This is a genomic window from Mesorhizobium sp. M0052, from assembly GCF_040323255.1.
In the GTDB taxonomy this organism is placed as follows: Bacteria; Pseudomonadota; Alphaproteobacteria; order Rhizobiales; family Rhizobiaceae; genus Mesorhizobium.
On record NZ_JAMYUS010000020.1, the window covers coordinates 17114 to 41917 of the forward strand.

Sequence of the window (24804 nt, forward strand, 5' to 3'; positions counted from 1 at the left end):
CCGCCGCAACCTTCCACTGGAAGGTTGTCGGTCCATCATCGGAAACAAAAAAGCCCGGTTCGACCGGGCTTTTTGATGTTGAAGACCGGTTCAGCGGCTGGTCAGGAAAACCGCTTCCTCGTCGTCGCGCTGCCTGCCGCCCAGGGCTGCCGCAGCGCTGGCGATGAAGGCGCCGATAACCAGCGACAGGGCGCCAAGCAGGGCGAAGGTGGCGCTGCCTTTCCGCGCGGCGTCGGCGGCCTGCTTTGCCTTGACCTTGGCGTCCTCGACCCTGGCCACCAGGGCGTCGACACGCGCCTTGGCGTCGGCCTCGGAAAGCCCGGTGCGGGCGGCGACCAGCTGCGACAGATAGGTCTTGTCGTCAGCCGAAACTTCGCCTGCCGCCGCACTGGCGATGAGGATGCGCGAAGCCTGCCCGGCCGCAGCCGCATCGCTGTCCGGATTGGCCGCCGCGAGCCTGGCGGCATCAGCCGGACGGAACAGCGTATCCACGAGATAGGACGTTGCATTGTCGGCCGGTGCGCTGCCGGCATTGGCGGACGCGCCGGCCGAAGCACCCATGGCGGCGCCTGAGGCAACAGTAGAAGCCGCCTGCACGCCTGAACCAAGCACTGCCGACAGCGCCGACCCGAGAATGCCGACGACCAGCAATGTCGCCAGCGCCCAGGCGAGGAGGCCGTGCGCGGTGTCACGGAAATAGACCTCGTCGGTGTGGATGCCGACCCATTTGGTGCGCAGGCGTCCGGCAAGATAGCCACCGACCCCGGAGGACAGCCATTGCACGATGATGAGCCAGATGGCGCCGGACACCGCGAAGGTGGTCAGCGAGGCACTGGCGCCGGACCACGGCGAGACCATGGTCAGCCCCAGCCCCGAACCGAGCAGCATGAGGATGAAGGTCAGCGTCGAGGCCGCGAAGGCGCCGGCGATGATCGGACCCCAGCTGACGGCCGGGGCGGAGGATTCCGTTGAGGCGGATACGTCGACAGCCGATACGGTGGACTGCATCGACGCCTCCTACCGTACGAACAGCATGATGAGAATGATGATCGGGATCGGAATACCGAGCAACCAGAGCAAAATACCGCGTCCCATAAAGAGCCTCCCTGCGAGAAATTGATCGATGTCGTCACAATGTTCCTGAGCGATTTCCGTTCCGAAGGGCAATGAAATGATTTGCTTGCCGGGAACGGAACTATTTTCCGCGCGGCCCGAGGCACAACTGCGAAACTGTGGATTGGTTCACGGAGTTCCACATGGGCTGCCGTGTATTGTTGGCTCGGTGAGCCGGGGGTAGCATGAGCGATCCCGCCGTCGGATGTCGTCAACGGAGACGCTGATGCCCAAGACTGTCGCATCGCTGGCTTACAAAAAGGCGCAGCCCGGCCAGGCGGTGGTGATCGTGCACGGCATGGGCGAGCAGCGGCCGATGGGTACGCTGAGGGGATTCGTCCAGGCGGTCTGGAGCAGCGATCCCACCCGTGCTCCACCCTACGCCCAGATTCCCGATCCGGCCGTTTCCGGCGCCACGATCAACCAGAGCTGGATCACGCCCGACAGCCGGACCAAGTCACACGAGCTGCGCCGCATCACCACGCCCTACGACGTCGATGGCCGCCGTACCGATTTCTACGAGCTTTATTGGGCCGACATCACGCAAGGCACGACGCGCGGCCGGCTGGCCGCCTGGGTGACGAACCTGTTGTGGCGCAAGCCCGCCGACATTCCGCTCGACGCCCGCAAGCTTTACGTCGCCACACTTCTGATCGTTATCGTCATTCTGGGCGCAGCACTCGTGCTGGCAACATCGGTCTGGCAACAGGCCGTTACCTTGACGACCGGCCTGATGATCACCACCCTCGCTTCTTTTGCCATCTGGGCGGTGGATCAGTTCGCCCTGCCCTATTTCGGCGACGTCGCCGCTTATGTGCGCGCCGAGGCGGCGACGATCGAGAAGCGTGCGCTGATCCGCGACAGAGGCCTTACGTTGCTCAAGACGCTGATGAAGGACGATGCTTACGACCGCATCGTGCTGGTCTCGCACAGCCTTGGGTCGATCATCGCCTATGATTTGCTGCAGATCCTGTGGGCCGAGTTCCGGCCGCGAAGGCTGGAAGCGGTCCGCGACAAGGCCAAACTGGCGGCGGTCGAGGCCATCGACAAGGCAACGCTCGGCTCTGATGGGTCAGCGTGGCCAAAGAATCTTGAAGACCTCGCCGGGTTCCGGCGCGGCCAATGGGCGCTCTACCAGCAGCTTCGGACCAAGGACGCCGACCACCCGCTGCCCTGGAAGATCAGCGATTTCGTCACGCTTGGCAGTCCGCTCTCCCACAGCGAATTCCTGGTGACCTACAATCTCGCGGAATTCAGGCGTGGCCTTGCCGAGCGCCTGTTCTCGGCCTGCCCGCCGATTGCCGATGACGGGCGCGCTGGCGGCACCGTGCTTTACCAGGAAGGACACAGCCAAGCAGGCAAGGCGCAGCGCGCGGTGCATCATGGCGCGGTGTTTGCGGCAACGCGCTGGACGAACGTCTACGACCGCGGCAATGGCTGGGCGACAGGCGATCCGATTTCCGGTCCGATGACGGAAAATTTCGGCCCCGGTGTGGAGAACATCCAGGTCGAGCTTCGCAGCTCACTTGGCCGTATCTTCACCCACACGCTTTATTGGTCATCGACGGCAAACGGCGTCGAAATCGCCCCGCCGGCGGGCACCGCGCCGCGCTCGCATCTGCAAGTGCTGCGCGACGCGGTGGACCTCGGGCGAAAGCTGGAACCGAGTTGAGTGGAGATTGACTGAAGCCCCTCAACTTCGTCATCCTAGGGCGAAGCAGGAGCGAAGCTCCGTCGCGAAGACCCTGGGATCCATTCCGTGGCCTCGGTCGAATGATGCAGCGGCGTAGAATTCTGCACCGTTTCAAGGACTTAACCTCACGGCATGGATCCTAGGGTCTGCGCTGCGTCGCTGCGCTCCTTGCTCCGCCCTAGGATGACGAAGCGATGGGCGCCCAGCCATCAAATGTCCAGATTGGCAACTGACAGCGCGTTGTCCTGGATGAATTCGCGCCGCGGCTCGACCTCGTCGCCCATCAGCCGCGAGAACAAGCTGTCAGCATCGGTTGCGTCATTCACCTTGACCTGCAGCAGCGAGCGCACATTCGGGTCGAGCGTGGTTTCCCAGAGCTGCTCGGCATTCATCTCGCCGAGGCCCTTGTAGCGCTGCATGGTCAGGCCCTTGCGGCCGGTCGCAAACACCGCGTTGAGCAGCGCCAGCGGCCCCGAAATGACTTCGGAGACATCCTTGCGGCGCAGCACCGGCGGCTCGCCATAGACTTCCATGAGGCGCGGGGCATAGCGGTCGAGCTGGCGTGCGTCGGCTGAATTTATCAGCCCGGCATCGAGCTGCGCGAATTCCTTGACGCTGCGCACCGTGCGTTCGAACACATAGCCGCCGACGCCTTCATTGGAGGTCGACAGCCGGCCGGTCCAGCCGCGCTCGGTGTCCTCGGCAATGATGTCGAGGCGCTGGGCGACGCGTTCGGCCATGGCATTGGCGCGGCCGAGGTCGTTTAGCACATCGGCGTTGAGCGCGCCGGCGATCGCCGCCTGTTCGACCACGCCCCTGTTGTAGCGCGTGTGCAGCCCGTTGATGAGCTGGCGCACGGCCAGTGCATCATCGATCGAGCCGCGCAGATCCTGTCCGGCCCGCGCCTCGCCGGAGGCAAGCGTCAGCGACGCCTCCTCCAGCCCGGAGCCGATCAGGAATTCCTCGAAGGCGCTCTCGTCCTTGATGTATTGCGAGCTTTTTCCGCGCGTCACTTTGTAGAGCGGCGGCTGGGCGATGTAGAGATGGCCGCGCTCGATCAACTCCGGCATCTGGCGGAAGAAGAAGGTGAGCAGCAAGGTCCTGATATGGGCGCCGTCGACGTCGGCGTCGGTCATCAGGATGATCTTGTGGTAGCGCAATTTGTCGGCGTTGAACTCGTCCTTGCCGATCGAGGTGCCGAGCGCGGTGATCAGCGTGCCGATCATCTCGGAGCCGAGCATGCGGTCGAAGCGGGCGCGCTCGACATTGAGGATCTTGCCGCGCAACGGCAGGATCGCCTGGTTCTGGCGCGAACGGCCGCCCTTGGCCGAGCCGCCGGCGGAATCACCCTCAACGATGAAGATTTCGGATTTCGCCGGGTCGCGCTCCTGGCAGTCGGCGAGCTTGCCAGGCAGCGAGGTGACGCCGAGCGAGCTTTTGCGGGTGATGTCGCGGGCCTTGCGCGCGGCTTCGCGCGCCGCAGCCGCCTGGATCACCTTGTCGATGACCACCTTGCCCTCGGTCGGGTGTTCTTCCAGCCAGGTGCCAAGCGCCTCGTTGACCAGGCCTTCGACCACGGGCCGCACCTCTGACGAGACCAGCTTGTCCTTGGTCTGCGAGGAGAATTTCGGATCGGGAACCTTGACCGACAGCACCGCCGTCAGGCCTTCGCGGCAGTCGTCGCCGATCAGCGCCACCTTTTCCTTCTTGGTCAGGCCCGACGATTCGCCATAGCCGGTGATCTGGCGCGTCAGCGCGCCACGGAAGCCGGCCAGATGGGTGCCGCCATCGCGCTGCGGGATGTTGTTGGTGAAGGCCAGCACGTTCTCGTGGTAGCTGTCGTTCCACCACATCGCCACTTCGACGGTGATGCCGTCGCGCTCGGCCTTGATGGCGATCGGCTTGTCGATCAGCGGTTTCTTGACCCGGTCGAGATATTTGACGAACTCTTCCAGGCCGCCATCATAGTGCAGTTCGTGGCGCACGAGATCGGCATGGCGGGCATCGGTCAAGATGATGCGTACGCCGGAATTCAGGAAGGCGAGTTCGCGCAGCCGGTGCTCCAGCGTGCCGAAGTCGAACTCGACCATGGTGAAGGTTTCGGACGACGGAAAGAAGGTGATCTCGGAACCGCTGCGGCCCTCATAGGTGCCGGGCTGCTTGTTCTGCTCATAGCTGCCGGTCGCCTTGAGCGGCGCATCGGCATTGCCATGCGTGAAGCTCATCTCGAAAATCTGGCCGTTGCGGCGGATTTTCAGCTTCAGCCAGGCCGACAACGCGTTGACCACCGAGACGCCGACGCCGTGCAGGCCGCCAGACACCTTGTAGGAATTCTGGTCGAATTTGCCGCCGGCATGCAGCTGCGTCATGATCACTTCGGCCGCCGAAATGCCTTCGCCAGTGTGAATATCGGTCGGAATCCCGCGGCCATTGTCGATAACGGTGACCGAACCGTCGGGATTGAGCGTCACCGTGACGAGATCGGCATGGCCGGCCAGCGCCTCGTCGATGGCGTTGTCGACCACCTCATAGACCATGTGATGCAGGCCCGAGCCGTCGTCGGTGTCGCCGATATACATGCCCGGCCGCTTGCGGACAGCGTCCAACCCCTTCAAAACCTTGATGGAATCGGCGCCGTATTCGGCCTCAGCGCCGTTGGCGTTGTCGCTTTGATCGCTCATGAAAACCTGTCTGATTGATGCCGCATGCTCAGCGCGAAAAAATGGCTTCGAATCACGCCGCTTTGATGTCCTAGATATAGGCGCAAAAGGCGGTTTTTCCAAGGTTTGCGGGCATTTCAGGGCTGAATCCCGAGCTGGCAGCCGGCTATTTTTTCGCGGCTTTCAATTTGGCCAGAAGACGGCGCAGATATTTGATCGTGGGTTTGTCCCTCGGCGCCAGTTTGCCTGTGCGGTCAAGCTCCAGCGTCAGGTCTAGCGCCTGGGACAACACAGCCTTCGGATTCTTCGCCACATAGGCATAGTTGATGTAGGCCTGTACCAGATCGAATTGCCAGATCGCATTGTCCGGATCGGACAGGGCCAACCGCTGGCGGATGGCCAGGCTGGCTTCGAAGGCCTTCTTCGAGCCATCATAGTGGCGCTGCTTGGTCTCCAGCAGGCCTATTTCCTCGAACGTGATCGACAGGTCGCGCTGCCAGTCGGAATTGCCCGGGTCGAGATTTGCCAATCGGTTGGCAATGACGAGACTGTCCTGATAGTTCTGCAAAGCACCGGCGATATTGCCCTGGGCATCAAACACGCCGGCAATTTTTTCCAAACAGACCGATAGGTCGCGCTGCCAGTCGGTGTTGCCTGGGTCGCTGGCGGCAAGGTCTCGCGCCGTGGCCCGCGCTTGCTGGTAGGCCTCCAACGCGAGTGGCCAGTCCTTCTGGTCGCCGTAAGCATTGCCGATCTTGGCGTAACCGACCGACAGGTCGCGCTTCAAATCGGTGTCGTTTGAGTCGCGGCGCACCAGCGCTTCGGCGATTATTTGGCTCTTGTTGTAGGCGTCGAGCGCGCCCGCAGCGTCGCCACGCTCGCGCAGGACGTCGCCGATCCTGGTGTAGCTCACGGAGACGGCGCGCTGATGCCTGGGGTCGTCGGGGTTGTTCTGCGCCAGCGCCAGCCGAATTCTCAGGCTCTCTTCGAATGCAGTCTGGGCGCCATCCAGCTGGCCGGCGGTGCGGGCAAGACCGCCGATTTCGTCGTAGGTAATGGTCAGGTCGCGCAGCAGATAGACGCTGTTCGGCTCCGCGTCGGCCAATTGCTGCTTGATGGACAGGCTTTGCTGGTAGGCCTGGGCTGCCGCACCCACGTCGCCTTGCGTGGCCAGCACATTGCCGATCTTATCATGGGCCATGGCGAGATCGCCGAGCCAGTCCTTCTTGTCCGGCACGTCTGTGGTCAGGCCCTGCAACATGTCCCTGGCCGCCTCATAGTTTTGCAGGGAGGCCGGCAGATCGCCTTGCGCCATCTTGATGTTGGCGAACTTGATATGGCCGATGGCCAGGTCGCGCTTGACGCTCGGATCGGTTTCCTGGCGCGCTCGCTGCTCAAGATTGGCGACCAGCGCCGCAAAGGCGCGGCCGGCGGCGTCGGTGTTGCCGACCGTTGTGTAGAGGATGCCGAGCTCTTCCAGCGTGCGGCTTTGGCGGTCGGCCTGTTCCAGGCTGAGCGAGGTCTGCCCGGCTTCGCCATAGAGCGCCAGCACCGTTTCATAGTCCTTGATGGCGGTTGCATAGTCCAGGGTGGCACGCGCCGCGCCGCCCGAGAGAAATCGCGTCGCGGCTTCGGACAGGGTGCGGCTGACGAAATTGGCCTTCAACGCCTGGCGCGAGACATTGTCGACGTCGGCGGCCTTGGCGAGGATCACGCGTGCACCATCGAAAGCGCCGAGCGCCAACTGTTCCTCGGCCTGGCGGCGCAGTTCGGTCACCTGCGGGTCGTCGGCGGCCAGCGTCTTCATCTCGCCGCGCACCTTGACGAAGGCGTCGGCCGCCTCGCGCAGCTTGGCGTCCAGGCTTTCGCCGGAGAGATGGCTGGTGTCGGAACTGATCAGCGCGCCATAGAGCGGCGCCAGCGGCATGTCGGCATCGCTGGCGACCCGCTCGACCGCGCCGCGCATTTCCGGCGTCACATCGGCCATGGCAAGCAGCAGCCGCTCGCGCTCCGGCAATTGTTCCTTGGCCGCCGAGGCGAAGAACAGCTTCGGCAGCCCGCTCTCGACGTAGGGCAGCTGTTTCCCGCGCGAAAGGTCGTAGACCTCCTGCTGCACCAGCGTCAGCACCGAGCGGATTTCGAGCCCGTCGGTGCCGAGGTATTTGGTCAGCGCCGCTGTAAAGGGCGAATTCGCACCGGTACCGTCGTCGGCAGCCGTCTCGCCGGGCGCCGCCGAAAAGGCGAACAGGATGTTTTCCGCCTTGCCGACTCGTCCGAGGCCCGGCTTGATCTTGTCCACCAGGTCCTTGATCAGCGATGTGGCGCCACGCCCGTCGCCGCTGCCGCCCGTGAACGGATCGCTGCGGCAGGCGTCGAGCACGATCAGCCCGACCTTCGCCGTGGCGGCAACCGCATCGCGCACTTCCTCCAGCGGCAGGCTGGTCTTCTCCAGCTGGTCGAGCGAGGAGGCATCGGCATCGACCGGCAGAAGACGGTTGTCGCCGGAGATTTCGACGCCATGGCCGGAGAAATACACCAGCGCCACGTCGGCGCCCTTGGCGTCCTCGCGAAAATCGTCGAGAGCCCGGCGCATGCGCCTGAGATCACGATTGGTCTCAAGCACGACTTCGAAGCCGAGCTTCTTCAGCGCCGCTTCCATCGCCTCGCCGTCATTGACCGGATTGGAGAGCTTCCGCACCAGCCGGTAGTCGTCCTCGGCAATGACCAACGCCACGCGCCGCTCCGCCACCGCTGTGGCGGTGGTCGCAAGCATCAACAGCAAGGCAAACAACAGGCGCAAATCGAACCGCCCCCGGCTCAGTCACCTGCCGACCATTCCACCTCTTTATGGCATGAGCAAGCCGGGGCCGGCTGCGTTACGTAGCCCGCATCGGCTTCAGCGCCCCGCTCCAGCGCGAGAGCTCGTCCAGCATGGTCTTGGTCCCACCCTCTACCTGCTCACTAGCCTGGAAGGAGCCGTCGCTCTCCAGCAGTTTCTGATACATCGGCAGCGCGACGCCTTCCGAGATGGGCATGACGCCCACCGCGGTCAGCAGCGGCTTCAGCGCCTGCGCGGCGCGCAGGCCTCCGGAAACGCCGCCATAGCTGAAGATGGCGGCTGGCTTGTATTTCCATTCGCGCGCAAGGTAGTCGATGGCGTTGACGATCGCAGGCGCCACGAAATAATTGTACTCCGGCGCAACGAACACGAAGGCGTCGGCGGCATCAATGACCTTCGACCAGGCTTTGGTGTGGTCGTTCTGGTAATTGCCGAGCCTGGGGTGATGCGGCTCGTCCAGAACCGGCAGATGGAACGTGGCAATGTCGGTCAGCACCGGTTCGAATTTGCCGTGCTCGCGGGCAAAATCCTCCAGCCAGTGGGCGAAGACCGGCCCGGCGCGGCCCGGCCGCGTGCTGCCGATTATGATGTTCAGCTTGTGCTTCAAGCGGGCTCTCCTGGGCGATTGGCAGTAGCTGTTGGTAACTGTCACCTATGGCAGAGTGTCCAACCGGACAAGCCGCAACCGTTTCACCGGCGGTCACGATCCGATGAACACACCGTCTGTCGGGCACACCGGGCGCTGCAGCGTTTCAGTTTGCCGTTCGGTCACATGGACGCCCGGATTGCCAGCCACTACATCTGAGCTATCAGCGGAGCACCTCATGGACACGCAGCCCGTCCCCTTCGTGCCGCCGGCGCCCAAGCCGCGCACGACGCCGCCTTCGACGCTGGAGATGATGCGGATCGTCTACCGCAATCCGCTCGAACTGTGGGGCGAGCACACCTACAACGAGCCCTGGATTTCGGCGAATGGCGTCGGCGGGCATCTGATCGTCGCCAACGATCCCGGCCTTATCCGCCACGTGCTGATCGACAACGCCAAGAACTACAAGATGGCGACGGTGCGCCAGATGATCCTGCGACCGATCTTGCGCGACGGGCTGTTGACCGCCGAAGGCGAGGTGTGGAAGCGCTCGCGCAAAGCGATGGCGCCGGTGTTCACGCCGCGGCATATCTTCGGCTTCGCCGAGCCGATGCTGCGCCGCACGATGCAGTTCGTCGCCCGCTATGACGAAGGCGGCATGACCGATGTCGCCCATGACATGACGCTGCTCACCTACGATATCCTGGCCGAGACGCTGTTTTCGGGCGAGATTGCGGGCGAGCCCGGCAGTTTCGCGCAGGAGATCGACCGCCTGTTCGAGACCATGGGCCGCGTCGATCCGCTCGACCTGTTGCGCGCGCCCGAATGGCTGCCGCGGCTGACCCGCATCCGCGGCCGCAAGACCATGGCGTATTTCCGCAAGATCGTCACCGATACGGTCAAGATGCGCGAGGAGCGGCTGAAGCGCGACCCCGACACCGCGCCGCAGGATTTCCTGACGCTTCTGCTGCGCGCCGAAGGCCCCGACGGGCTGACGCGGGCGGAAGTCGAGGACAACATCATCACCTTCATCGGCGCCGGCCACGAGACCACCGCGCGGGCACTGGGCTGGACGATCTACTGCCTCGCCGAAGCGCCGTGGGAGCGTGAAAAGGTCGAGCGCGAGATCGAGGCCGTGCTGGCGCGCGAACCCGACCCAACGAAATGGCTCGACGCAATGCCGTTCACCCGCGCCGCCTTCGAGGAGGCGCTGCGGCTTTATCCGCCGGCGCCGTCGATCAACCGCGAGCCGATCGAGACGGAGACCTGGAACGATCTGGTGCTCCCCAAGCGCGCGGCCGTACTGGTGATGCCTTGGGTCGTCCACCGCCACAGAAAACTGTGGGACATGCCCGACGCCTTCATGCCCGAACGCTTCCATCCGGGAAACCGCGAGAAGATCGACCGCTTCCAGTATCTGCCGTTCGGCGCCGGTCCGCGCATCTGCATCGGCGCCAGCTTCGCCATGCAGGAGGCGATCATTGCGCTGGCCATCATGCTGTCGCGCTTCCGCTTCGATGTGACCGCCGAGACCAAGCCGTGGCCGGTGCAGAAACTGACGACACAGCCGCAGGGCGGCCTGCCGATGCAGGTCACGCGGCGCGTTTAACGGCGCAACGCCTTGTTACGCGATGCCGGCGGGCTTGCGCTGGAACTGGCCTGCGGCGCGGAAGCGCCAGAGATAGCTGGGCAGGATGGTGCCGATAGACTGCGGCTGGATATCGAGGCCGGCAAGGTTCCGGTTGGCCTTGTTGGCCTCCTCCGACACGATGTTGGGCTGGCGCAGCAGCAGCACCTGGTCCTTGGTCAGCAACGGGTTGGGCAGCAGGCCGAGGATCGAGGCCTGCAGATTGGCCATCCACCACGGCACCGGTACCAGGAGCCGCTTGCGCTCGATGACGGTCAGCAGCTCTTCCATGCACTGCTTGAAGGTGAGCACTTGCGGCCCGCCGAGTTCATAGATCTGGCCGCCCTTGATCTTGCCCTCGACCGAACGCGCCACCGCTTCGGCGACATCGCCGACATAGACCGGCTGGAACTTGGTCTGGCCGCCGCCGATCAGCGGCAGCACCGGCGAATAGCGCGCCATGTCGGCGAAGCGGTTGAAGAAACTGTCCTCGGGTCCGAAATTGATCGACGGACGGAAGATGACGGCGTCCGGGATCGTCTCCAGGACGGCCTTTTCGCCGAGCGCCTTGGTGCGGGCATAGTCGGATTCGGCGTTGAGGTCGGCGCCCAGCGCCGAGATGTGGGTGAGCCCTGCGCCGACCGAGCGTGCGGCTTCGGCGACGGCGCGGGCGCCGAATTCGTGCACGGTGTTGAATTTCTGCCGGCCGCTTTCATGCGGGATGGCGACCAGATTGATGACATGGTCGGCGCCCTGCACGGCGCGGTCGACCGACCAGCGCACGCGCACATTGGCCTGCACCGGCTGGATCTGGCCGACATTGCCGAGCGGCTGCAGATGTCCCGCCAGATCGGGCCGGCGCACCGCCACCCTGATGCGGTAGCCGCGCTTGGCCAGCGCCCGCACGATGTGGCGGCCGACGAAGCCGGAGCCGCCGAAGACGACCACGAGCTTGGGGATCTGCAGGATTTCGGTCATGGCTGGCTCCGGCGCTCGAAAGCTTGGCTGAAGCCGTTTCATAGTCCGTTTTGGGCCAAAGGCAAAGGGTGACGCGTCGTCGCTGCCACCCTCTTATAGACCCTTCAGAACGCCTTGCCGATGCGCGCGTCGACCGACTGGCGGTTGCCGCCGCGGATAACGAAGAACAGCAGGATCGCCGCCCATAGAAGCGACTTTTCAGCGCCGGAAAAGCCCTGGCCGGCAGTGATCCAGTGGAACCAGACGGTGACCAGCAGCACGATCATGCCGGCAAAGGCGGCGGGCCGAGTCAACAGGCCGATGGCGATCAGAATGCCGCCGAAGAATTCGGTGCAGGACAAAGCAACGACCAGAACGCGCCGGGATAGAAGCCGAGGCCTTCGACCATCTCGGCGGCGCCGAAAGGGTTGGCGATCTTCTGCGAGCCGTGAATGGTGAAACCCGCCGGCGACGACGCGCAGAAGGGTTTCGGCGCCATCATGCAGCGACGAATACAGGCGGCCAAACACCGGAACGATAAGTTTGCCGCGGGAAGCGTCGGTGGTTGCGGAAATCGTAGCTCCTGTTTTTGTGACGATCCCTTGCAAACGCCCGATGGTTCCGGCAAGTCAAGTTAACAAAAGTTAACTTCCGCCACATGTTTTAGCACACAGAGCACGAACGCAGAAAACCCCGCGGAAGCGGGGTTTTCCGGGTGACGCAACGGTCGAGACAGAGCGCAACGGGGCGGATAACCTGAGACGGCATACGCCCGCCCGGGCCCTAAACGCATCCGACAGAAGACACCGACCGGGCAAACCCGACCCGGCAGCTATTGGTCGTTGCGATCGGTAGAAAGGTTCAGTCAGGTCGCGTAAAAATTCGTTGTCGCAGGACCGCTTCAGCCCGAATAGCGCTCGGCGAACTCGGAAATGCGCTGCACCACGGCTTTGGGGGCATTGATGCCGCGCGCCTGCGCCTTCTCGGCCGCTTCGGCCCGCGCCCGGCCCGGAACGTGCACGCCAAAGCGCCGGCGCAGCCGGTCGAGCTGGTCCTTCATGCGTTGCTCGAAATCCGGGTCGAGCAGCTTGGGCTCGACGGCGAGCACGAACAGGCCGGTTCCCGGGCTGTCCGGTCCGCCGGAGAACCAGGGCGCGTCGAGCGACCAGTTGGCGCCCGACAGGCCAGCCGCCAGCACTTCGACCATCAGCGCGATGTTGGCGCCGCGCTGGCCGCCGAAGGCCAGCATGGCGCCCTTCATGGCCGCGGCCGGATCGGTGGTCGGGTTGCCGCTGGCGTCCAGCGCCCAGCCTTCGGGGATCTTCTTGCCGTCCTCGGCCGCCTTGCGGATGTTGACGAACGCCGTGGCGCTCGACGACTGGTCGATGACCAGCGGCGCGCCATCGGCGGCGGGTGCCGCAAACGACATCGGGTTGGTGCAATAGACCGGCTTGACCGAGCCCGAGCCTGCCAGCACCGCCGGCCCGTTGGTGGCGGCGAAGGAGACCAATCCCAGTTGCGCCAGACGCCCGGTGAAATAGCCTAGTGCGCCGCAGGTATAAGCGTTCTTCTGCGAGAAGATGGCGACGCCGAACAGCTTTGCCGCCTTGGCAAGGTCATCGATGGTGCGGTCGAAGCCGGTATGGGCGAGGCCGCCACGCGCATCGGATTGATAGACGGCGAGCGCCGGCCTGGTGATCACGGGATCGGCATTGCCGTCGATGCGGCCGGCTTCCAGCGCTTCGAGGTAATCGATGAAATGGGTCAGCCCGACGGTCGAAAGCCCTTCCGCCTCGGCGGCAATGATCGAGGCGGTGAGCGACCTCGCCGCCTCCTCATTGGCGCCGGCGCCGAGCGCCGCCATCCGGCACAGCCCTGTTGCCTGATCGAGAGAGAGTTGCATGTTGCGGACCCGATTGGTGGTGAGTGAGTAGGGAGTAGTCAGTAGGGAGTAGCGAAAGCAAGCGGTTTCCCGGTCATATGCTGACTACTCACTACTGCCTACTCACTATTCCCTAGCCCACCTTGTTCGGTATGCGCGCCTCGATCTTGCTGAATGCAAACACCAGGAGGCCGGTGATGATCATGTAGATCAGCGCCAAAAGCAGCAAGGGTTCGTAGGTGAGGTAGGTGTCCTGCCGGACCTTGGACGAGACTGCGAAGATGTCGATGACGCTGATCGTCGCCACCAGCGGCGTCGACTTCAGCTGCAGCACGGTTTCGCCGGTCAGCGTCGGCAGCGCCCGGTAGATGGCCTGCGGCAGCCAGATGCGGCGGAAAATCTTCCAGCGGCTCATGCCGAAAGCGCGGGCCGCCTCTAACTGCCCCTTCGGCACGCCGGCAAAGGCGCCGCGCATCACTTCGCCCTCATAGCCGGCGAAGGACAAGGTCAGTGCCAGCACTCCATAAGGCCAGGCTTGCCTCAGATACGGCCACATCCAGGATTCGCGGATCCAGGGAAATTGCGGAAACAGCGAGCCTAGCCCGTAATAGAGCAGCCATAGCTGGATCAGCAGCGGCGTGCCCCTGATGACGGTGCAGAATGTCCTGGCGGGCGCGGAAAACCAGAAAGAGCCGGCGGCCTGCGCCAGCCCGAGCGGCACGGCGAGCAGGAAGCCGAGAAAGCAGGTGACGGCCAGGATCCACAGCGACCGCCAGATGCCGAGAAGCCCCATTTCGTAATATTGCGGCAGCCAATCCCAGCGCATGAAGAAGGCTGCGCCGAAAACCAGCGCGATCGCGACCAGGATCAGCACGATGCGATGCGGCTGCAGCCACAGCGACGTGCGCGCGGCAGCGTTGATGATGGTCGCTTCTCCGGCCATCAGCGCGCATCCTTGAGCGACGGCATACCGCGCCGCGACCAGGCCTCGAGGCGGCCGATGAGCAGGTTGGAGACCAGCGACAAGATGAGATAGAGCACGCCCGCGGCGAAAAAGAAGGTGAAATAGGCTTTGGTGACGCCCGCCGCCTGCCGCGTCGCCAGCGCCAGTTCGTAAAAGCCGACGACCGCCAGAAGGGCCGTATCCTTGGTGGCGATCAGCCACAGATTGGCGAGCCCGGGTATGGCGAAGGGCAGCATTGCCGGCAAGGTGATGCGCCGCAGCATGAGCCCGGGTGACATGCCATAGGCGCGGGCGGCTTCGATCTGGCCCTGCGGTATGGCCAGGATGGCGCCGCGGATCACTTCGGTCGAATAGGCGCCCTGGACAAAGCCGAGCACGGCGATGCCCGCGGCAAGGCCGCTGATGTCGACGCGCTGGTAGCCCATAGCGGTCAGCGCCTGGTTGATCAGGTCTGTTCCGGCATAATAGAGCAGCAGGATCAGCACCAGTTCGGGCACGGCGCGCACGATGGTGGTGTAAACCGCCAGCAGGTCGCGCACGACAGGACCGCCATAGAGCTTGCCAAAGGCGCCACCGGTGCCGATCAGAAGACCGAGGACCGTGGCGCCGAGCGCGATCTCGATCGAATGGAGCAGCCCAAGCAACAGCGTGCCGCCCCAGCCCGGCGGATTGGGCGAGAGAAGTTCTATGATGCCGGCCGCCGAGGCCGAAAGAAGTGCGTCGATCAGCGTCGCCCCCGGATTGCTGGGTCCAACCACCGCCGACGGCAGCGCCGGCGGCAAGCATGTCTGGGAAAGGTCGGGCAGGAGGGGCATGGCGTTGGCGCCATGCCCCTCAGCTCATGCGAGGATCGTCAGTTCGACTGCGCGCCGCCACCACCGTAAATGTCGAAATCGAAGTATTTCTTCGATATCTCGTCATATTTGCCGTTCGAGCGGATCGCCTTGATGCCGGCGTTGATCTTGGCCTTAAGGTCGGTGTCTTCCTTGCGCACGCCGGCGCCCACGCCCGGTCCGAGCACTTCATCGTCCGGAGCCACCATGCCCTTCAGATCGCAGCAGGCCTTGCCCTGGTCCGACTTCAGGAATGCGTCGAGCGCGATCGAATCCGCCTGGACGGCGTCGAGGCGGCCTGCGGCCAGATCGTTGTTGGCTTCGTCCTGCGTCTGGTATTCCTTGATCTCGGCGGCCGTGGGGCCGAAATGCTTCTTGGCATAGGCCGAATGGGTGGTCGACACCTGCACCCCGAGCACTTTGCCCTTGAGATCGTCCGGCGTGGCGCCAAATTTCTGGTCCTTCGGCCCGATGATGGCGGTCGGCGTGTTGTAGTACTTATCCGAGAAGTCGATGGTCTTCTCGCGTTCGGCGGTGATCGACATCGAACTGGCGATGACGTCGATCTTCTTGGTCGTCAGCGCCGGGATGATGCCGTCCCAGGCGACAGGCGTGATGACGCAGTCGAGTTTCTCCTCGGCGCAGACGGCGTCGATGAAATCGATTTCCCAGCCGACCCATTTGCCGGAAGCGTCCGGCGAGGTGAAGGGCGGATAGGGCTCGGCGGCGACACCGATCTTGACCGGATCGGCCTTGGCCACGCCTATGGCGGCTACGCCGAGCAGCAGCGCTGCGGCGAATGTTTTCAGAACAGTCTTCATGTCACGACTCCCAGTTTGTTGTTGGTTCCCGGTTTTCTTCCGTCCCGGCCTTCCTAGCCGATGTTGCGGATGAACTGCTTCAGCCTTTCGGATTTCGGTGCGCCGAATATCTGCTCCGGCGGCCCCTCTTCCTCGACCAGCCCGTTGCAGAGGTAGACGACATGGGTCGCGACCTCGCGGGCGAACTTCATTTCATGCGTGACCAGCACCATGGTGCGGCCCTCGCGCGCCAGGTCGCCGATCACCTTCAGCACCTCGCCGACCAGCTCTGGGTCGAGCGCCGAGGTCGGCTCGTCGAACAGCATGACGCGCGGGTTGATGGCCAGGGCGCGGGCGATCGCCGCGCGCTGCTGCTGGCCGCCCGAGAGATAGGCCGGATAGACGTCGCGCTTTTCGGCCAGGCCGACGCGCGCCAAAAGCTTTTCGGCTTCCCTGATCGCCACGTCGCGCCTGACGCCCAGAACATGCACCGGAACCTCGATGACGTTCTCGATCAGCGTCATGTGGCTCCACAGGTTGAAGTTCTGAAACACCATGCCGAGCTTGGCGCGGATGCGTTCGATCTGCCGGCGGTCGGCAGGCACGGTGTGGCCGTGGCTGTCGGCCTTGAGTTTGATCTCCTCGCCATTGACGCGGATGATGCCGCTGGTCGGGTTTTCCAGGCAGTTGATGCAGCGCAGCAGCGTCGACTTGCCGGAACCCGAGCCGCCGATAATGGCGATCACCTCGCCGTCGCGCGCCGACAGCGAAACGCCTTTCAGCACATGCAGATGGCCGAATTTCTTGTGCAGGTTCTCGACATGGATGGCCTCGGCGGCGCCGTCCTGAGCCTTGCCGGATTGGACTGCGGCGGTTCCCGCCGCGCTCACCGGGGAACCTCTGCCACAGGGTCCACGGCAGATCGTCGAACGTCTATCCGGCTAATCAACATACGCTGTAATGCCCACTCCAGACTTCAGCATGGACCCAACAGCGCGAGCCCGTCAATCCCGCTCATTACGGCACTTGCGGCCTTATTGTGCAAGTGTATAAATAGCCTCCGATGAAATTTTTTCCATTTTTTTCACCTTGAACACGGCATTGAAAAGGGCACTGATGAGCGCTTTCGGATCACAATCCATGGCGGCGCCGTTGCGGCGCGTGCTGATGCGGTCGGCGGCCAATGCCATGCGCGGTGCCGACCGGGCTACCTGGCACTATGGCCCGGGTTTCGACCCGGCGAAAGCGGCGGCGCAGCACGCGGCTCTCGCTGAGCTGGTGACGGCGTCCGGCGCCGAAATCGAATGGATCGATGACAAGGCCGACGGGCTGTCGGATTCCGTATTCACCCACGACCCGTCGCTGATGACCGACCGCGGCGCGCTGATCCTGTCCATGGGCAAGCCATTGCGCGCCCGGGAGCCATCGCTGCATGAGGAAACCTACACACGCCTGGGTATTCCCATCCTCGGCCGCGTCCAGGCTCCCGGCCAGGTCGAAGGCGGCGATTGCGTATGGCTGGATGCCAGCACGCTGGTGATCGGGCGCGGGGTGCGCTCCAACCAGGAAGGCATACAGCAGGTTTCCAATCTGCTGACGCCGCTCGGCATTTCCGTCTACGGTTTCGATCTGCCGCTGTGGCAGGGCGAGGAGGCGTGCCTGCATCTGATGTCGGTGATCAGCCCGCTGGCCGACGACCTGGCCCTGGTCTATTCACCGCTTTTGCCGGCGCCGTTCTATCAGTTGCTGAAGGCGCGCGGCATCCGGCTGGTGGAAGGCGACGCCGAAGAGTTTGCCGCTTCGAACGGCCTCAGCCTGAACGTGCTGCCGACCAGCCCGCATAAGGTCATTGCCGTCGCCGGCTTTCCCAAGACCAAGGCCGCGATGGAAGCCGCCGGCTGCACGGTTCAAATCTTCGAGGCGGATGCGCTCTGCATCGCCTGCGAAGGTGGGCCGACATGCCTGACGCGGCCCATCCTGCGGCAATGAATGAGCGCCGCAAGTTCCGCCGCGAGGGCGAGGAGCGGCGGCGGCAGGATCTGATCGACGCGACCCTGGACAGCGTGGCCGAACATGGGCTGGAGGGCGCCAGCCTGCGCACGATCGCATTGCGCGCCGGCGTCACCGCCGGGCTGATCCGGCACTATTTCCCCGGCAAGGAAGACTTGCTGCAGGAAGCCTACGCGGCGCTGATGGGCCGCATGATCGAGCAGGCGAAGGCGGCATTGCTCATGGAAAACGCCGCGCCGCGCCAGCGCCTTGCGGCCTTCGTTACTGCCAACCTCAACGCGCCGATCATCGATGCACGCGTGTTTTCGCTGTGGGCAACCTTCATCGGCCGCGCCGGCGCGGATCCGAGCCTGGCTCGCGCCCACCGCGAAGGCTATCTCGGCTTTCGCAACGAGGTGGAAGCAGTCGTTGCCGAAGTGCTCGGCGCCGAGCAGCGCAGGCCAAACGCAAATGAACTGCGCCGCCATGCCATTGCCATCAACGCGATCATCGACGGGCTCTGGATCGAAGGCTGTCTGGCCGCAGAGATGTTCTCGCCTGGCGAATTGGCGGCGATCGGCGTCAAAGCCATAGAGGCCGAGCTCGGCCTCGCGCCGCAAAAGGGAGAGAAGCCATGACCACCATCGGCGAAGCGCTGATCACGCTGCTCGAAGCGCATGGCGTCGACACCGTTTTCGGCATTCCTGGCGTCCACACTGTCGAGCTTTACCGCGGGCTGGCGCGTTCAAAGATACGCCATGTCACGCCGCGTCACGAACAGGGCGCCGGCTTCATGGCCGACGGCTATGCCCGCGCCAGCGGCCGGGCGGGCGTTGCCTTTGTCATCACCGGACCGGGGCTGACCAACACCATCACCGCAATGGGCCAGGCGCGCGCCGATTCGGTGCCGATGCTGGTGATTTCGGGCGTCAACGCGATGCCGACGCTGGGCAAGGGGCTGGGCTTCCTGCACGAACTGCCGGACCAGCGCGGCATGATGGAGAAGGTGGCGCTGTTTTCGCAGCGTGTCACCGAGGCCAGCGAATTGCCGGGCGCTCTGGCGCGGGCCTTTGCGCTGTTTTCGTCGTCGCGGCCGGGCCCCGTCCATATCGAGATCCCGACCGACGTCATGGTCAAACCGGCCGATGGCATCGCTGCTTCGCTCACCAATGCGGCGGCGCCGGCGCCGGATGGCTCGGCCATTGCCGAGGCCGCCAGACTGATCGCAGCCGCGCGCCGGCCGCTGATCCTTGCCGGTGGCGGTGCCAAGCGCGCCGAACAGCCACTGCAGCGCCTGGCCGAGCGGCTCGGCGCGCCTGTCGTCCAGACCGCCAATGCGCGCGGTCTGCTGCACGCGCATCCGCTTTGCGTGCCGGCCAGCCCCAGCCTGAAGGCGGTGCGTGCGCTGATGGCAGACGCCGATCTGGTCATCGCCGCCGGCACCGAATTCGGCCCGACCGACTATGACGGTTACAGCGACGGCGGCTTCGTGCTGCCCGCCAATCTGATCCGCATCGATATCGGCGCCGACCAGCTCGCCCGCCGCCCGGTGAGCGTCGGCATCCAGGCCGATTGCGCGGAGGCGCTTGGTGCACTGCTTGGCGCGCTCCACCCTGATCATGCCGCATCGAAGGACGGCGAGAGCCGCGCAGCCGCGTCGAGGAAGGCGGCCTTTGCCGAGCTCAGCCCGGCCTATGCCGCGCAGGTGCGTGCGGTGGAAACCATCCGCGACGCGCTGCCGGGCGCCATAATCGTCGGCGATTCGACGCAGCCGATCTACGCCGCCAACCTTTACTACGACCATGACCGGCCAGGCGGCTGGTTCAATGCCGCCACCGGATTCGGCGCGCTCGGCTACGGACCGCCGGCGGCGATCGGCGCAGCCCTTGCCATGCCCGGCGTGCCGGTGGTTTGCCTGACCGGCGACGGCGGCTTCCAGTTCACCTTGCCGGAGCTGGGCGCGGCGCTCGATGCACCCGCACCGGTCATCTTCGTCGTCTGGAACAACAGAGGCTATCGCGAGATCGAAACGTCGATGCTCGATGTCGGCGTCGAGCCGGTCGGCGTGTCCCCGGCGCCGCCGGATTTCTGCAAGCTGGCCGAGGCCTACGGCATATCAGCCGAGCGGCTTGCCGGTACTGCCGGTCTCGCCGATGCGCTCAAACGCGCACGCGCAACCAGACTGCCGCACGTCATCGAAATCACCATCGACTGACGCCTGGCCGCGCGCCGTACGTCCATGCGCGGGGGTCGGAAGGGGCGGTCGGCGGCTTCGAGCGATGCAAAGACGCAACAACTGCCATGTCGAGATGTCGGTTGAGTGATCGTGCAAAAGGCGCGACGCTCTGCGTCGGCGCGGCACGACAAGCGACATAATATAAGAAACGACAGGAGCGTCCAGGATGACGGAAACAGTTCAGGGCAAGCATATCGTGGTGACCGGTGGCACCGGGGCGCTGGGTGCCGCGGTCGTCGGCAAATTGCTGGCGGACGGCGCGATCTGCCATGTGCCCAATGCCCACGCGTCGGCCCCCTCGCATTTCCCCTTCGCGGCCCATGATCGCGTCCGGCTGGCGCATAATGTCGATCTCGCCGATCCTGCCAAGGTCGATGCCTTCTATGATAGCGTTCCCGAATTGTGGGCCTCCATCCATCTGGCCGGCGGCTTTGCCATGGCCCCCGTCGAGAAAATCGAATCCGCATCCTTTGCCGAAATGATGGACACCAACGCCCGCACCGCCTTTCTGTGCTGCCGCGCGGCAGTGCGCTCCATGCTGGGCTCGAACACAGCGGGCCGCATCGTCAATGTCACGGCACGCGCCGGGCTCGACCCGCGCAGAGGCGCGGGCATGGTCGCCTATACCGCGAGCAAAGCGGCGGTGGCGGCGATGACCGTGGCGATGGCGGAAGAGCTGAAGCACAAAGGCATACTGGTCAACGCGGTAGCGCCCTCGACGCTCGATACGCCGGCCAACCGCGCCGACATGCCGGATTCCGATTTCGGCAAATGGGTCAGCCTCGAAGCCGCCGCCGAGGCAATCGCCTATCTGGCATCACCGGCCAATCTGGCAATGAGCGGGACGCTGGCGCCGCTTTACGGCCGCGCCTGAAGTTCCGCCGCGCAGAGCGGCTCATTTGGTTTAGCTTCCGATGGCGCCTTTGCCGACCTCGCCTGATCTACAGCGGAGGTTGGCCATTCAATCATGGCGACCCGCCGACGCCTCCACGGCATTAGAAGGGCTGCGACTACGTCAGGTTCGAGACCCCCGCTTCCACGACCTCGACTGCGTCGCCAATGGCGATCGCGCCGGCGTTGTTGGGAATCGCATTCTGGCCGAAGATGATGCCGCCCTTGGCGGAGCGGTGGATTTTGCCAAGCGTCTGCAACGGCTCGCGCGGGTCCGGCTGCTCGCCGCTCAACGGATCTCGGGTCGTGATGACGCACCGCGAGCAAGGCTTTGCGATGCGCAACTCGACAGCGCCGATGCGGATCGTCTTCCAGCTGTCTTCGAGCCATGCGCCGTCTGCGTCGACGACGATGTTTGGCCGGAACCGCGCCATCTCGATGGGCCTGGCAAGATGGCTGTTCAGATGGTTCAGCGAGCCTGTCGTGGCGATCAGCAGCGGAAAACCGTCGGCAAAGCCGACGAAATCGCCGGGCTGGCCGAATTCCGCATCGACCGGCCGGTTTTGCGGATCGTCGAAATAGACGAGATCGACGGGCCGGCCAAGAATAGCCGAGAGATAGGCGCCGGCGGCCGGATCGCCCGGCCGCGCGGCAGCCATATCCTTCCAGATCTTGACTTGCCGGAGCGCGGTGCTGGGAGCCGGAGCCTCGACGAAGTGCGAGCCATGCCTGTCATGTTTCAACAGGATGCCCGTTTCGCGATGCTCGACGTCGATCGTCGTCATATCAGGTATCTGGCGAATGGTGAGGAACTGCCCATCCTTGTCGACGACCATCCAGCGGCGGTCGCCTTCCATGCCCATTGTCTCGATGTCGGCGCTCGGCACGGCATGGCCGCGCAGGCTCTTGACCGGATAGCGATAGAGTTCGGCGACCTTCATCCCGCATGCTTCTCTGTTGCCCGAAGGGCCTTCCGTGTTTACGTCTGCAACGACGGCCGAGCCTACAACCGCGCGTGCGGAATTGAAGGGGTTGCACGGTCTTAGTCTTGTGCCAATCGCGCAGCCGAGCATGAAAAACCCGCGAGCCTTGCGGCCCGCGGGTTTTCTTGTTCAGGCTGCGCGCGAGGCGCAGCCGAGGCCTAGCTTGCGCGAAGCGGCTTACGCGTTGCGCGCGAAGCGGCTTAGCTGCCCTGCTTCTTCAGCGCGGCGCCAAGGATGTCGCCCAGCGAAGCGCCGGAGTCGGTAGAGCCGTACTGTGCGACGGCTTCCTTCTCTTCGGCGATTTCCAGCGCCTTGATCGAGACCTGCAGCTTGCGGGTCTTCTTGTCGAAGGCGATGACGCGGGCGTCCAGCTTCTGGCCGACCGAGAAGCGCTCGGGGCGCTGCTCGTCACGGTCCCGGCTGAGGTCGTTGCGCTTGATGAAGGTCTCGATGCCGCTGTCGACCAGCCGCACTTCCAGACCGCCATCCTTGATGCCGGTGACTTCGCAGGTGACGACAGCGTTCTTGCGCAGTTCGCCTGAAGTCGCGGCTTCGCCGACCGTGTCCTTGGCCAGCTGCTTGATGCCGAGCGAGATGCGCTCCTTGTCGATGTCGACGTCGAGCACCTGCGCCTTGACCATGTCGCCGCGATTGTACTCTTCGATGACCTGCTCGCCCGGACGGGTCCAGTCGAGGTCGGAAAGGTGCACCATGCCGTCCACGTCGCCTTCGAGGCCGATGAACAGGCCGAACTCGGTCTTGTTCTTGACCTCGCCCTCGACCTGGCTGCCGACCGGATGGCTCGCGGCAAAAGCCTGCCACGGGTTTTCCAGCGTCTGCTTGAGGCCGAGCGAGATGCGGCGCTTGGCCGGATCGACCTCGAGCACGACAACGTCGACTTCCTGTGTCGTCGACAGGATCTTGCCGGGGTGCACGTTCTTCTTGGTCCACGACATTTCCGAAACGTGGATGAGGCCTTCGATGCCCGGCTCCAGCTCGACGAACGCGCCGTAGTCGGTGATGTTGGTGACGGTACCCTTGATCTTCTTGCCGATCGGGAACTTGGTGCCGATCTCGGACCACGGATCGCTCTCGAGCTGCTTCATGCCGAGCGAGATGCGGTGGGTTTCCTGGTTGATGCGGATGATCTGCACCTTGACCGTCTGACCGATGTTGAGGATCTCGGTCGGGTGGTTGACGCGGCGCCATGCCATGTCGGTGACATGCAGCAGGCCATCGATGCCGCCGAGGTCGACGAACGCACCGTAATCGGTGATGTTCTTGACGACGCCTTCGACAACCTGGCCTTCTTCGAGGTTCTGCACGATTTCCGAACGCTGTTCGGCGCGGCTTTCCTCGAGCACGGTGCGGCGCGACACCACGATGTTGCCGCGGCGGCGATCCATCTTGAGGATCTCGAAGGGCTGCGGGTTGTGCATCAGCGGCGAGACATCGCGGATCGGGCGGATATCGACCTGGCTGCGCGGCAGGAAGGCCACGGCGCCGTCGAGGTCGACAGTGAAGCCGCCCTTGACCTGGTTGAAGATGACGCCTTCGACGCGCTCACCCTTGGTGAACTTCTCTTCGAGCTTGACCCAGCTCTCTTCGCGGCGGGCCTTGTCGCGCGACAGGACGGCTTCGCCCAGCGCGTTTTCGATGCGCTCGACCATGACCTCGACCGTGTCGCCGACCTTGAGCGTCGAGTCCTTGCCCTTGACGCCGAATTCCTTCAGCGGCACGCGGCCTTCGACCTTGAGGCCGACATCGATGATGGCCATGTCTTTTTCGATCGCCAGGATCGTGCCCTTGACGACCTGACCTTCGCCGGAGTGGCCGGCGGTAAATGATTCTTCGAGCAGGCTCGCGAAATCGTCGCGAGTGGGATTTGCAGCTGACATATTTTCTCCTGGAGTGCCCCGCATCTCTTGCGGGACGGGCGCCGTGGGTTAGCGTTGCGTTGGCCTGCCGGCGTTCCGGGCTACAAAAGCCCTGGGCCGCCTAAGCGGCAATTCCGGCGCATGAAGAATGCTGGCAGGCTGGTTCGTGCCCGATATGGTATTTTCTTCGCTTCCGGCAATCGGTGGCAGCGGGAAAACCCTGGATCAGGCTTTATCTCTCTTGGCCAAGGCGTCGTCGATGATCGCTTTGGCCGCCAGAAACGCGGCCTCTATAGCCATTTCGGAGGTATCAAGCAAGTGCGCGTCGGCGGCGGGCTTCAGCGGCGAGTCGGCCCTGCCCATGTCGCGCTCGTCGCGGCGCATGATATCGGCAAGGATTTCGGCGAAATTGGCAGTGCCGCCGATGCTCTCGATTTCCGCCAGCCGGCGCTGCGCCCGCACCTGCGCACTCGCCGTCACATAGAGTTTTATGTCGGCGTCAGGGCACACGACCGTGCCGATGTCGCGCCCGTCGAGCACCGCGCCCGGCGGCGTTTTGGCGAAATCGCGCTGCTTTTCGACCAGGATGCGCCGAACGGTAGGGTAAACCGCTACCTTCGAAGCCGCTTCGCCGACAGCATGCGCCGACAAGACCGCCCGGTCGAGCTTGGCTAGATTGACCTGGCGGGCAGCGGTTTCGGCGGCCGAGACATTGTCGAGCGGCAGCGCGTGCCGGATCAACGCATGGGCGACCGCGCGATAAGTGAGGCCGGTGTCGAGCAGGTTGAGACGGTAGTGGTCGGCCAGCCGGCGGGCCAGCGTGCCCTTGCCGGCGCCGGCCGGGCCGTCGATGGCGATGGTGAACGGCAATTCG

At 64.2% G+C, this 24804-nt stretch carries 20 protein-coding genes and 1 pseudogene; 6 read left to right on the forward strand and 15 right to left on the reverse strand.

Annotated elements, in window-relative coordinates:
* Window positions 1–90: 90 nt before the first annotated feature.
* A complete protein-coding gene (locus tag NKJ77_RS24120) occupies window positions 91–1008 on the reverse strand; it encodes a membrane protein (protein ID WP_023700421.1) in 918 nt (305 codons plus the stop codon).
* A 331-nt stretch (window positions 1009–1339) separates the two neighbouring features.
* Here NKJ77_RS24120 and NKJ77_RS24125 point away from each other — a divergent pair, with 331 nt between their 5' ends.
* Entirely contained in the window at window positions 1340–2785 is a 1446-nt protein-coding gene (locus tag NKJ77_RS24125) for a hypothetical protein (RefSeq protein WP_352535860.1), read from the forward strand.
* 230 nt (window positions 2786–3015) lie between these two features.
* Here the strand turns inward: NKJ77_RS24125 and gyrB are convergent, their stop codons facing one another.
* The 3 genes from gyrB to NKJ77_RS24140 form a co-directional block, all read right to left on the reverse strand.
* Window positions 3016–5487: a DNA topoisomerase (ATP-hydrolyzing) subunit B gene (gyrB, locus tag NKJ77_RS24130; protein ID WP_023732636.1), complete on the reverse strand. Its 2472-nt coding sequence runs from the start codon at window positions 5485–5487 to the stop codon at window positions 3016–3018.
* 145 nt (window positions 5488–5632) lie between these two features.
* The gene (locus NKJ77_RS24135) at window positions 5633–8266 is read right to left on the reverse strand and encodes a caspase family protein (RefSeq protein ID WP_352535861.1); all 2634 of its coding nucleotides are present in this window, start codon (window positions 8264–8266) and stop codon (window positions 5633–5635) included.
* A 76-nt stretch (window positions 8267–8342) separates the two neighbouring features.
* Entirely contained in the window at window positions 8343–8912 is a 570-nt protein-coding gene (locus NKJ77_RS24140) for an NADPH-dependent FMN reductase (protein ID WP_023745825.1), read from the reverse strand.
* A gap of 217 nt (window positions 8913–9129) precedes the next feature.
* Here NKJ77_RS24140 and NKJ77_RS24145 point away from each other — a divergent pair, with 217 nt between their 5' ends.
* Window positions 9130–10500, forward strand: coding sequence for a cytochrome P450 (locus NKJ77_RS24145; protein ID WP_023736883.1), 1371 nt, complete (start codon window positions 9130–9132; stop codon window positions 10498–10500).
* Between the two features lie 15 nt (window positions 10501–10515).
* On the opposite strand, the gene NKJ77_RS24150 is transcribed toward NKJ77_RS24145, so the two are convergent.
* The 8 genes and pseudogenes from NKJ77_RS24150 to NKJ77_RS24185 all read right to left on the reverse strand — a co-directional run bounded on the left by NKJ77_RS24150 (window position 10516) and on the right by NKJ77_RS24185 (window position 17144).
* Window positions 10516–11496, reverse strand: a complete 981-nt coding sequence (locus tag NKJ77_RS24150; protein WP_023693143.1) for a complex I NDUFA9 subunit family protein — start codon at window positions 11494–11496, stop codon at window positions 10516–10518.
* A 104-nt stretch (window positions 11497–11600) separates the two neighbouring features.
* Window positions 11601–12050, reverse strand: a pseudogene (locus NKJ77_RS24155) (DoxX family protein).
* Between the two features lie 326 nt (window positions 12051–12376).
* A complete protein-coding gene (locus NKJ77_RS24160; RefSeq protein ID WP_023689222.1) occupies window positions 12377–13378 on the reverse strand; it encodes an Ldh family oxidoreductase in 1002 nt (333 codons plus the stop codon).
* A 112-nt stretch (window positions 13379–13490) separates the two neighbouring features.
* Window positions 13491–14300: an ABC transporter permease gene (locus NKJ77_RS24165; protein ID WP_352535862.1), complete on the reverse strand. Its 810-nt coding sequence runs from the start codon at window positions 14298–14300 to the stop codon at window positions 13491–13493.
* Window positions 14300–15013 carry an ABC transporter permease gene (locus NKJ77_RS24170; protein ID WP_196813869.1) on the reverse strand — a complete coding sequence of 238 codons (714 nt, stop codon included), beginning with the start codon at window positions 15011–15013 and terminating at the stop codon, window positions 14300–14302. The genes NKJ77_RS24165 and NKJ77_RS24170 overlap by 1 nt, the downstream gene beginning before the upstream one ends.
* A gap of 161 nt (window positions 15014–15174) precedes the next feature.
* Entirely contained in the window at window positions 15175–15975 is an 801-nt protein-coding gene (locus tag NKJ77_RS24175) for a transporter substrate-binding domain-containing protein (RefSeq protein ID WP_352535863.1), read from the reverse strand.
* Window positions 15976–16028: 53 nt separating this feature from the next.
* Window positions 16029–16844 carry an ABC transporter ATP-binding protein gene (locus NKJ77_RS24180; protein ID WP_023671322.1) on the reverse strand — a complete coding sequence of 272 codons (816 nt, stop codon included), beginning with the start codon at window positions 16842–16844 and terminating at the stop codon, window positions 16029–16031.
* 144 nt (window positions 16845–16988) lie between these two features.
* Window positions 16989–17144 (reverse strand): hypothetical protein, encoded by a 156-nt coding sequence (locus NKJ77_RS24185; RefSeq protein ID WP_196813600.1) that lies wholly within the window; start codon window positions 17142–17144, stop codon window positions 16989–16991.
* Between NKJ77_RS24185 and NKJ77_RS24190 the strand changes: the two genes are divergently transcribed.
* The 4 genes from NKJ77_RS24190 (at window position 17071) to NKJ77_RS24205 (ending at window position 21053) form a co-directional block, all read left to right on the forward strand.
* On the forward strand, window positions 17071–17943 hold the full coding sequence (locus NKJ77_RS24190; protein WP_023725952.1) for a dimethylarginine dimethylaminohydrolase family protein: 873 nt from the start codon (window positions 17071–17073) through the stop codon (window positions 17941–17943). The two genes, NKJ77_RS24185 and NKJ77_RS24190, sit on opposite strands and share 74 nt — an antisense overlap.
* The gene (locus NKJ77_RS24195) at window positions 17913–18581 is read left to right on the forward strand and encodes a TetR family transcriptional regulator C-terminal domain-containing protein (RefSeq protein WP_352535864.1); all 669 of its coding nucleotides are present in this window, start codon (window positions 17913–17915) and stop codon (window positions 18579–18581) included. The genes NKJ77_RS24190 and NKJ77_RS24195 overlap by 31 nt, the downstream gene beginning before the upstream one ends.
* Complete coding sequence (locus NKJ77_RS24200; protein ID WP_352535865.1) at window positions 18578–20158, forward strand: 5-guanidino-2-oxopentanoate decarboxylase; 1581 nt, start codon at window positions 18578–18580, stop codon at window positions 20156–20158. The genes NKJ77_RS24195 and NKJ77_RS24200 overlap by 4 nt, the downstream gene beginning before the upstream one ends.
* 187 nt (window positions 20159–20345) lie before the next feature.
* The gene (locus NKJ77_RS24205; protein WP_352535866.1) at window positions 20346–21053 is read left to right on the forward strand and encodes an SDR family NAD(P)-dependent oxidoreductase; all 708 of its coding nucleotides are present in this window, start codon (window positions 20346–20348) and stop codon (window positions 21051–21053) included.
* 136 nt (window positions 21054–21189) lie between these two features.
* Here NKJ77_RS24205 and NKJ77_RS24210 read toward each other — a convergent pair whose 3' ends face one another.
* The 3 genes from NKJ77_RS24210 to cmk all read right to left on the reverse strand — a co-directional run bounded on the left by NKJ77_RS24210 (window position 21190) and on the right by cmk (window position 24800).
* On the reverse strand, window positions 21190–22011 hold the full coding sequence (locus NKJ77_RS24210; protein ID WP_023822063.1) for an MOSC domain-containing protein: 822 nt from the start codon (window positions 22009–22011) through the stop codon (window positions 21190–21192).
* A 242-nt stretch (window positions 22012–22253) separates the two neighbouring features.
* Window positions 22254–23951: a 30S ribosomal protein S1 gene (gene rpsA / locus NKJ77_RS24215; RefSeq protein ID WP_023703671.1), complete on the reverse strand. Its 1698-nt coding sequence runs from the start codon at window positions 23949–23951 to the stop codon at window positions 22254–22256.
* Between the two features lie 204 nt (window positions 23952–24155).
* Window positions 24156–24800: a (d)CMP kinase gene (cmk, locus tag NKJ77_RS24220; protein WP_031195781.1), complete on the reverse strand. Its 645-nt coding sequence runs from the start codon at window positions 24798–24800 to the stop codon at window positions 24156–24158.
* Between the last annotated feature and the right edge of the window lie 4 nt (window positions 24801–24804).

Bases quoted from the DNA above. Each gene is read 5' to 3' on its own strand.
- NKJ77_RS24195 (WP_352535864.1), top strand. From the start codon at position 17,913: ATGCCTGACGCGGCCCATCCTGCGGCAATGAATGAGCGCCGCAAGTTC.
- NKJ77_RS24210 (WP_023822063.1), bottom strand. From the start codon at position 22,011: ATGAAGGTCGCCGAACTCTATCGCTATCCGGTCAAGAGCCTGCGCGGC.
- NKJ77_RS24185 (WP_196813600.1), bottom strand. From the start codon at position 17,144: ATGGCATTGGCCGCCGACCGCATCAGCACGCGCCGCAACGGCGCCGCC.
- NKJ77_RS24145 (WP_023736883.1), top strand. From the start codon at position 9,130: ATGGACACGCAGCCCGTCCCCTTCGTGCCGCCGGCGCCCAAGCCGCGC.
- NKJ77_RS24150 (WP_023693143.1), bottom strand. From the start codon at position 11,496: ATGACCGAAATCCTGCAGATCCCCAAGCTCGTGGTCGTCTTCGGCGGC.
- gyrB (WP_023732636.1), bottom strand. From the start codon at position 5,487: ATGAGCGATCAAAGCGACAACGCCAACGGCGCTGAGGCCGAATACGGC.
- NKJ77_RS24190 (WP_023725952.1), top strand. From the start codon at position 17,071: ATGAGCGCTTTCGGATCACAATCCATGGCGGCGCCGTTGCGGCGCGTG.
- NKJ77_RS24160 (WP_023689222.1), bottom strand. From the start codon at position 13,378: ATGCAACTCTCTCTCGATCAGGCAACAGGGCTGTGCCGGATGGCGGCG.
- NKJ77_RS24200 (WP_352535865.1), top strand. From the start codon at position 18,578: ATGACCACCATCGGCGAAGCGCTGATCACGCTGCTCGAAGCGCATGGC.
- NKJ77_RS24120 (WP_023700421.1), bottom strand. From the start codon at position 1,008: ATGCAGTCCACCGTATCGGCTGTCGACGTATCCGCCTCAACGGAATCC.
- NKJ77_RS24205 (WP_352535866.1), top strand. From the start codon at position 20,346: ATGACGGAAACAGTTCAGGGCAAGCATATCGTGGTGACCGGTGGCACC.
- NKJ77_RS24125 (WP_352535860.1), top strand. From the start codon at position 1,340: ATGCCCAAGACTGTCGCATCGCTGGCTTACAAAAAGGCGCAGCCCGGC.
- NKJ77_RS24175 (WP_352535863.1), bottom strand. From the start codon at position 15,975: ATGAAGACTGTTCTGAAAACATTCGCCGCAGCGCTGCTGCTCGGCGTA.
- NKJ77_RS24165 (WP_352535862.1), bottom strand. From the start codon at position 14,300: ATGGCCGGAGAAGCGACCATCATCAACGCTGCCGCGCGCACGTCGCTG.
- rpsA (WP_023703671.1), bottom strand. From the start codon at position 23,951: ATGTCAGCTGCAAATCCCACTCGCGACGATTTCGCGAGCCTGCTCGAA.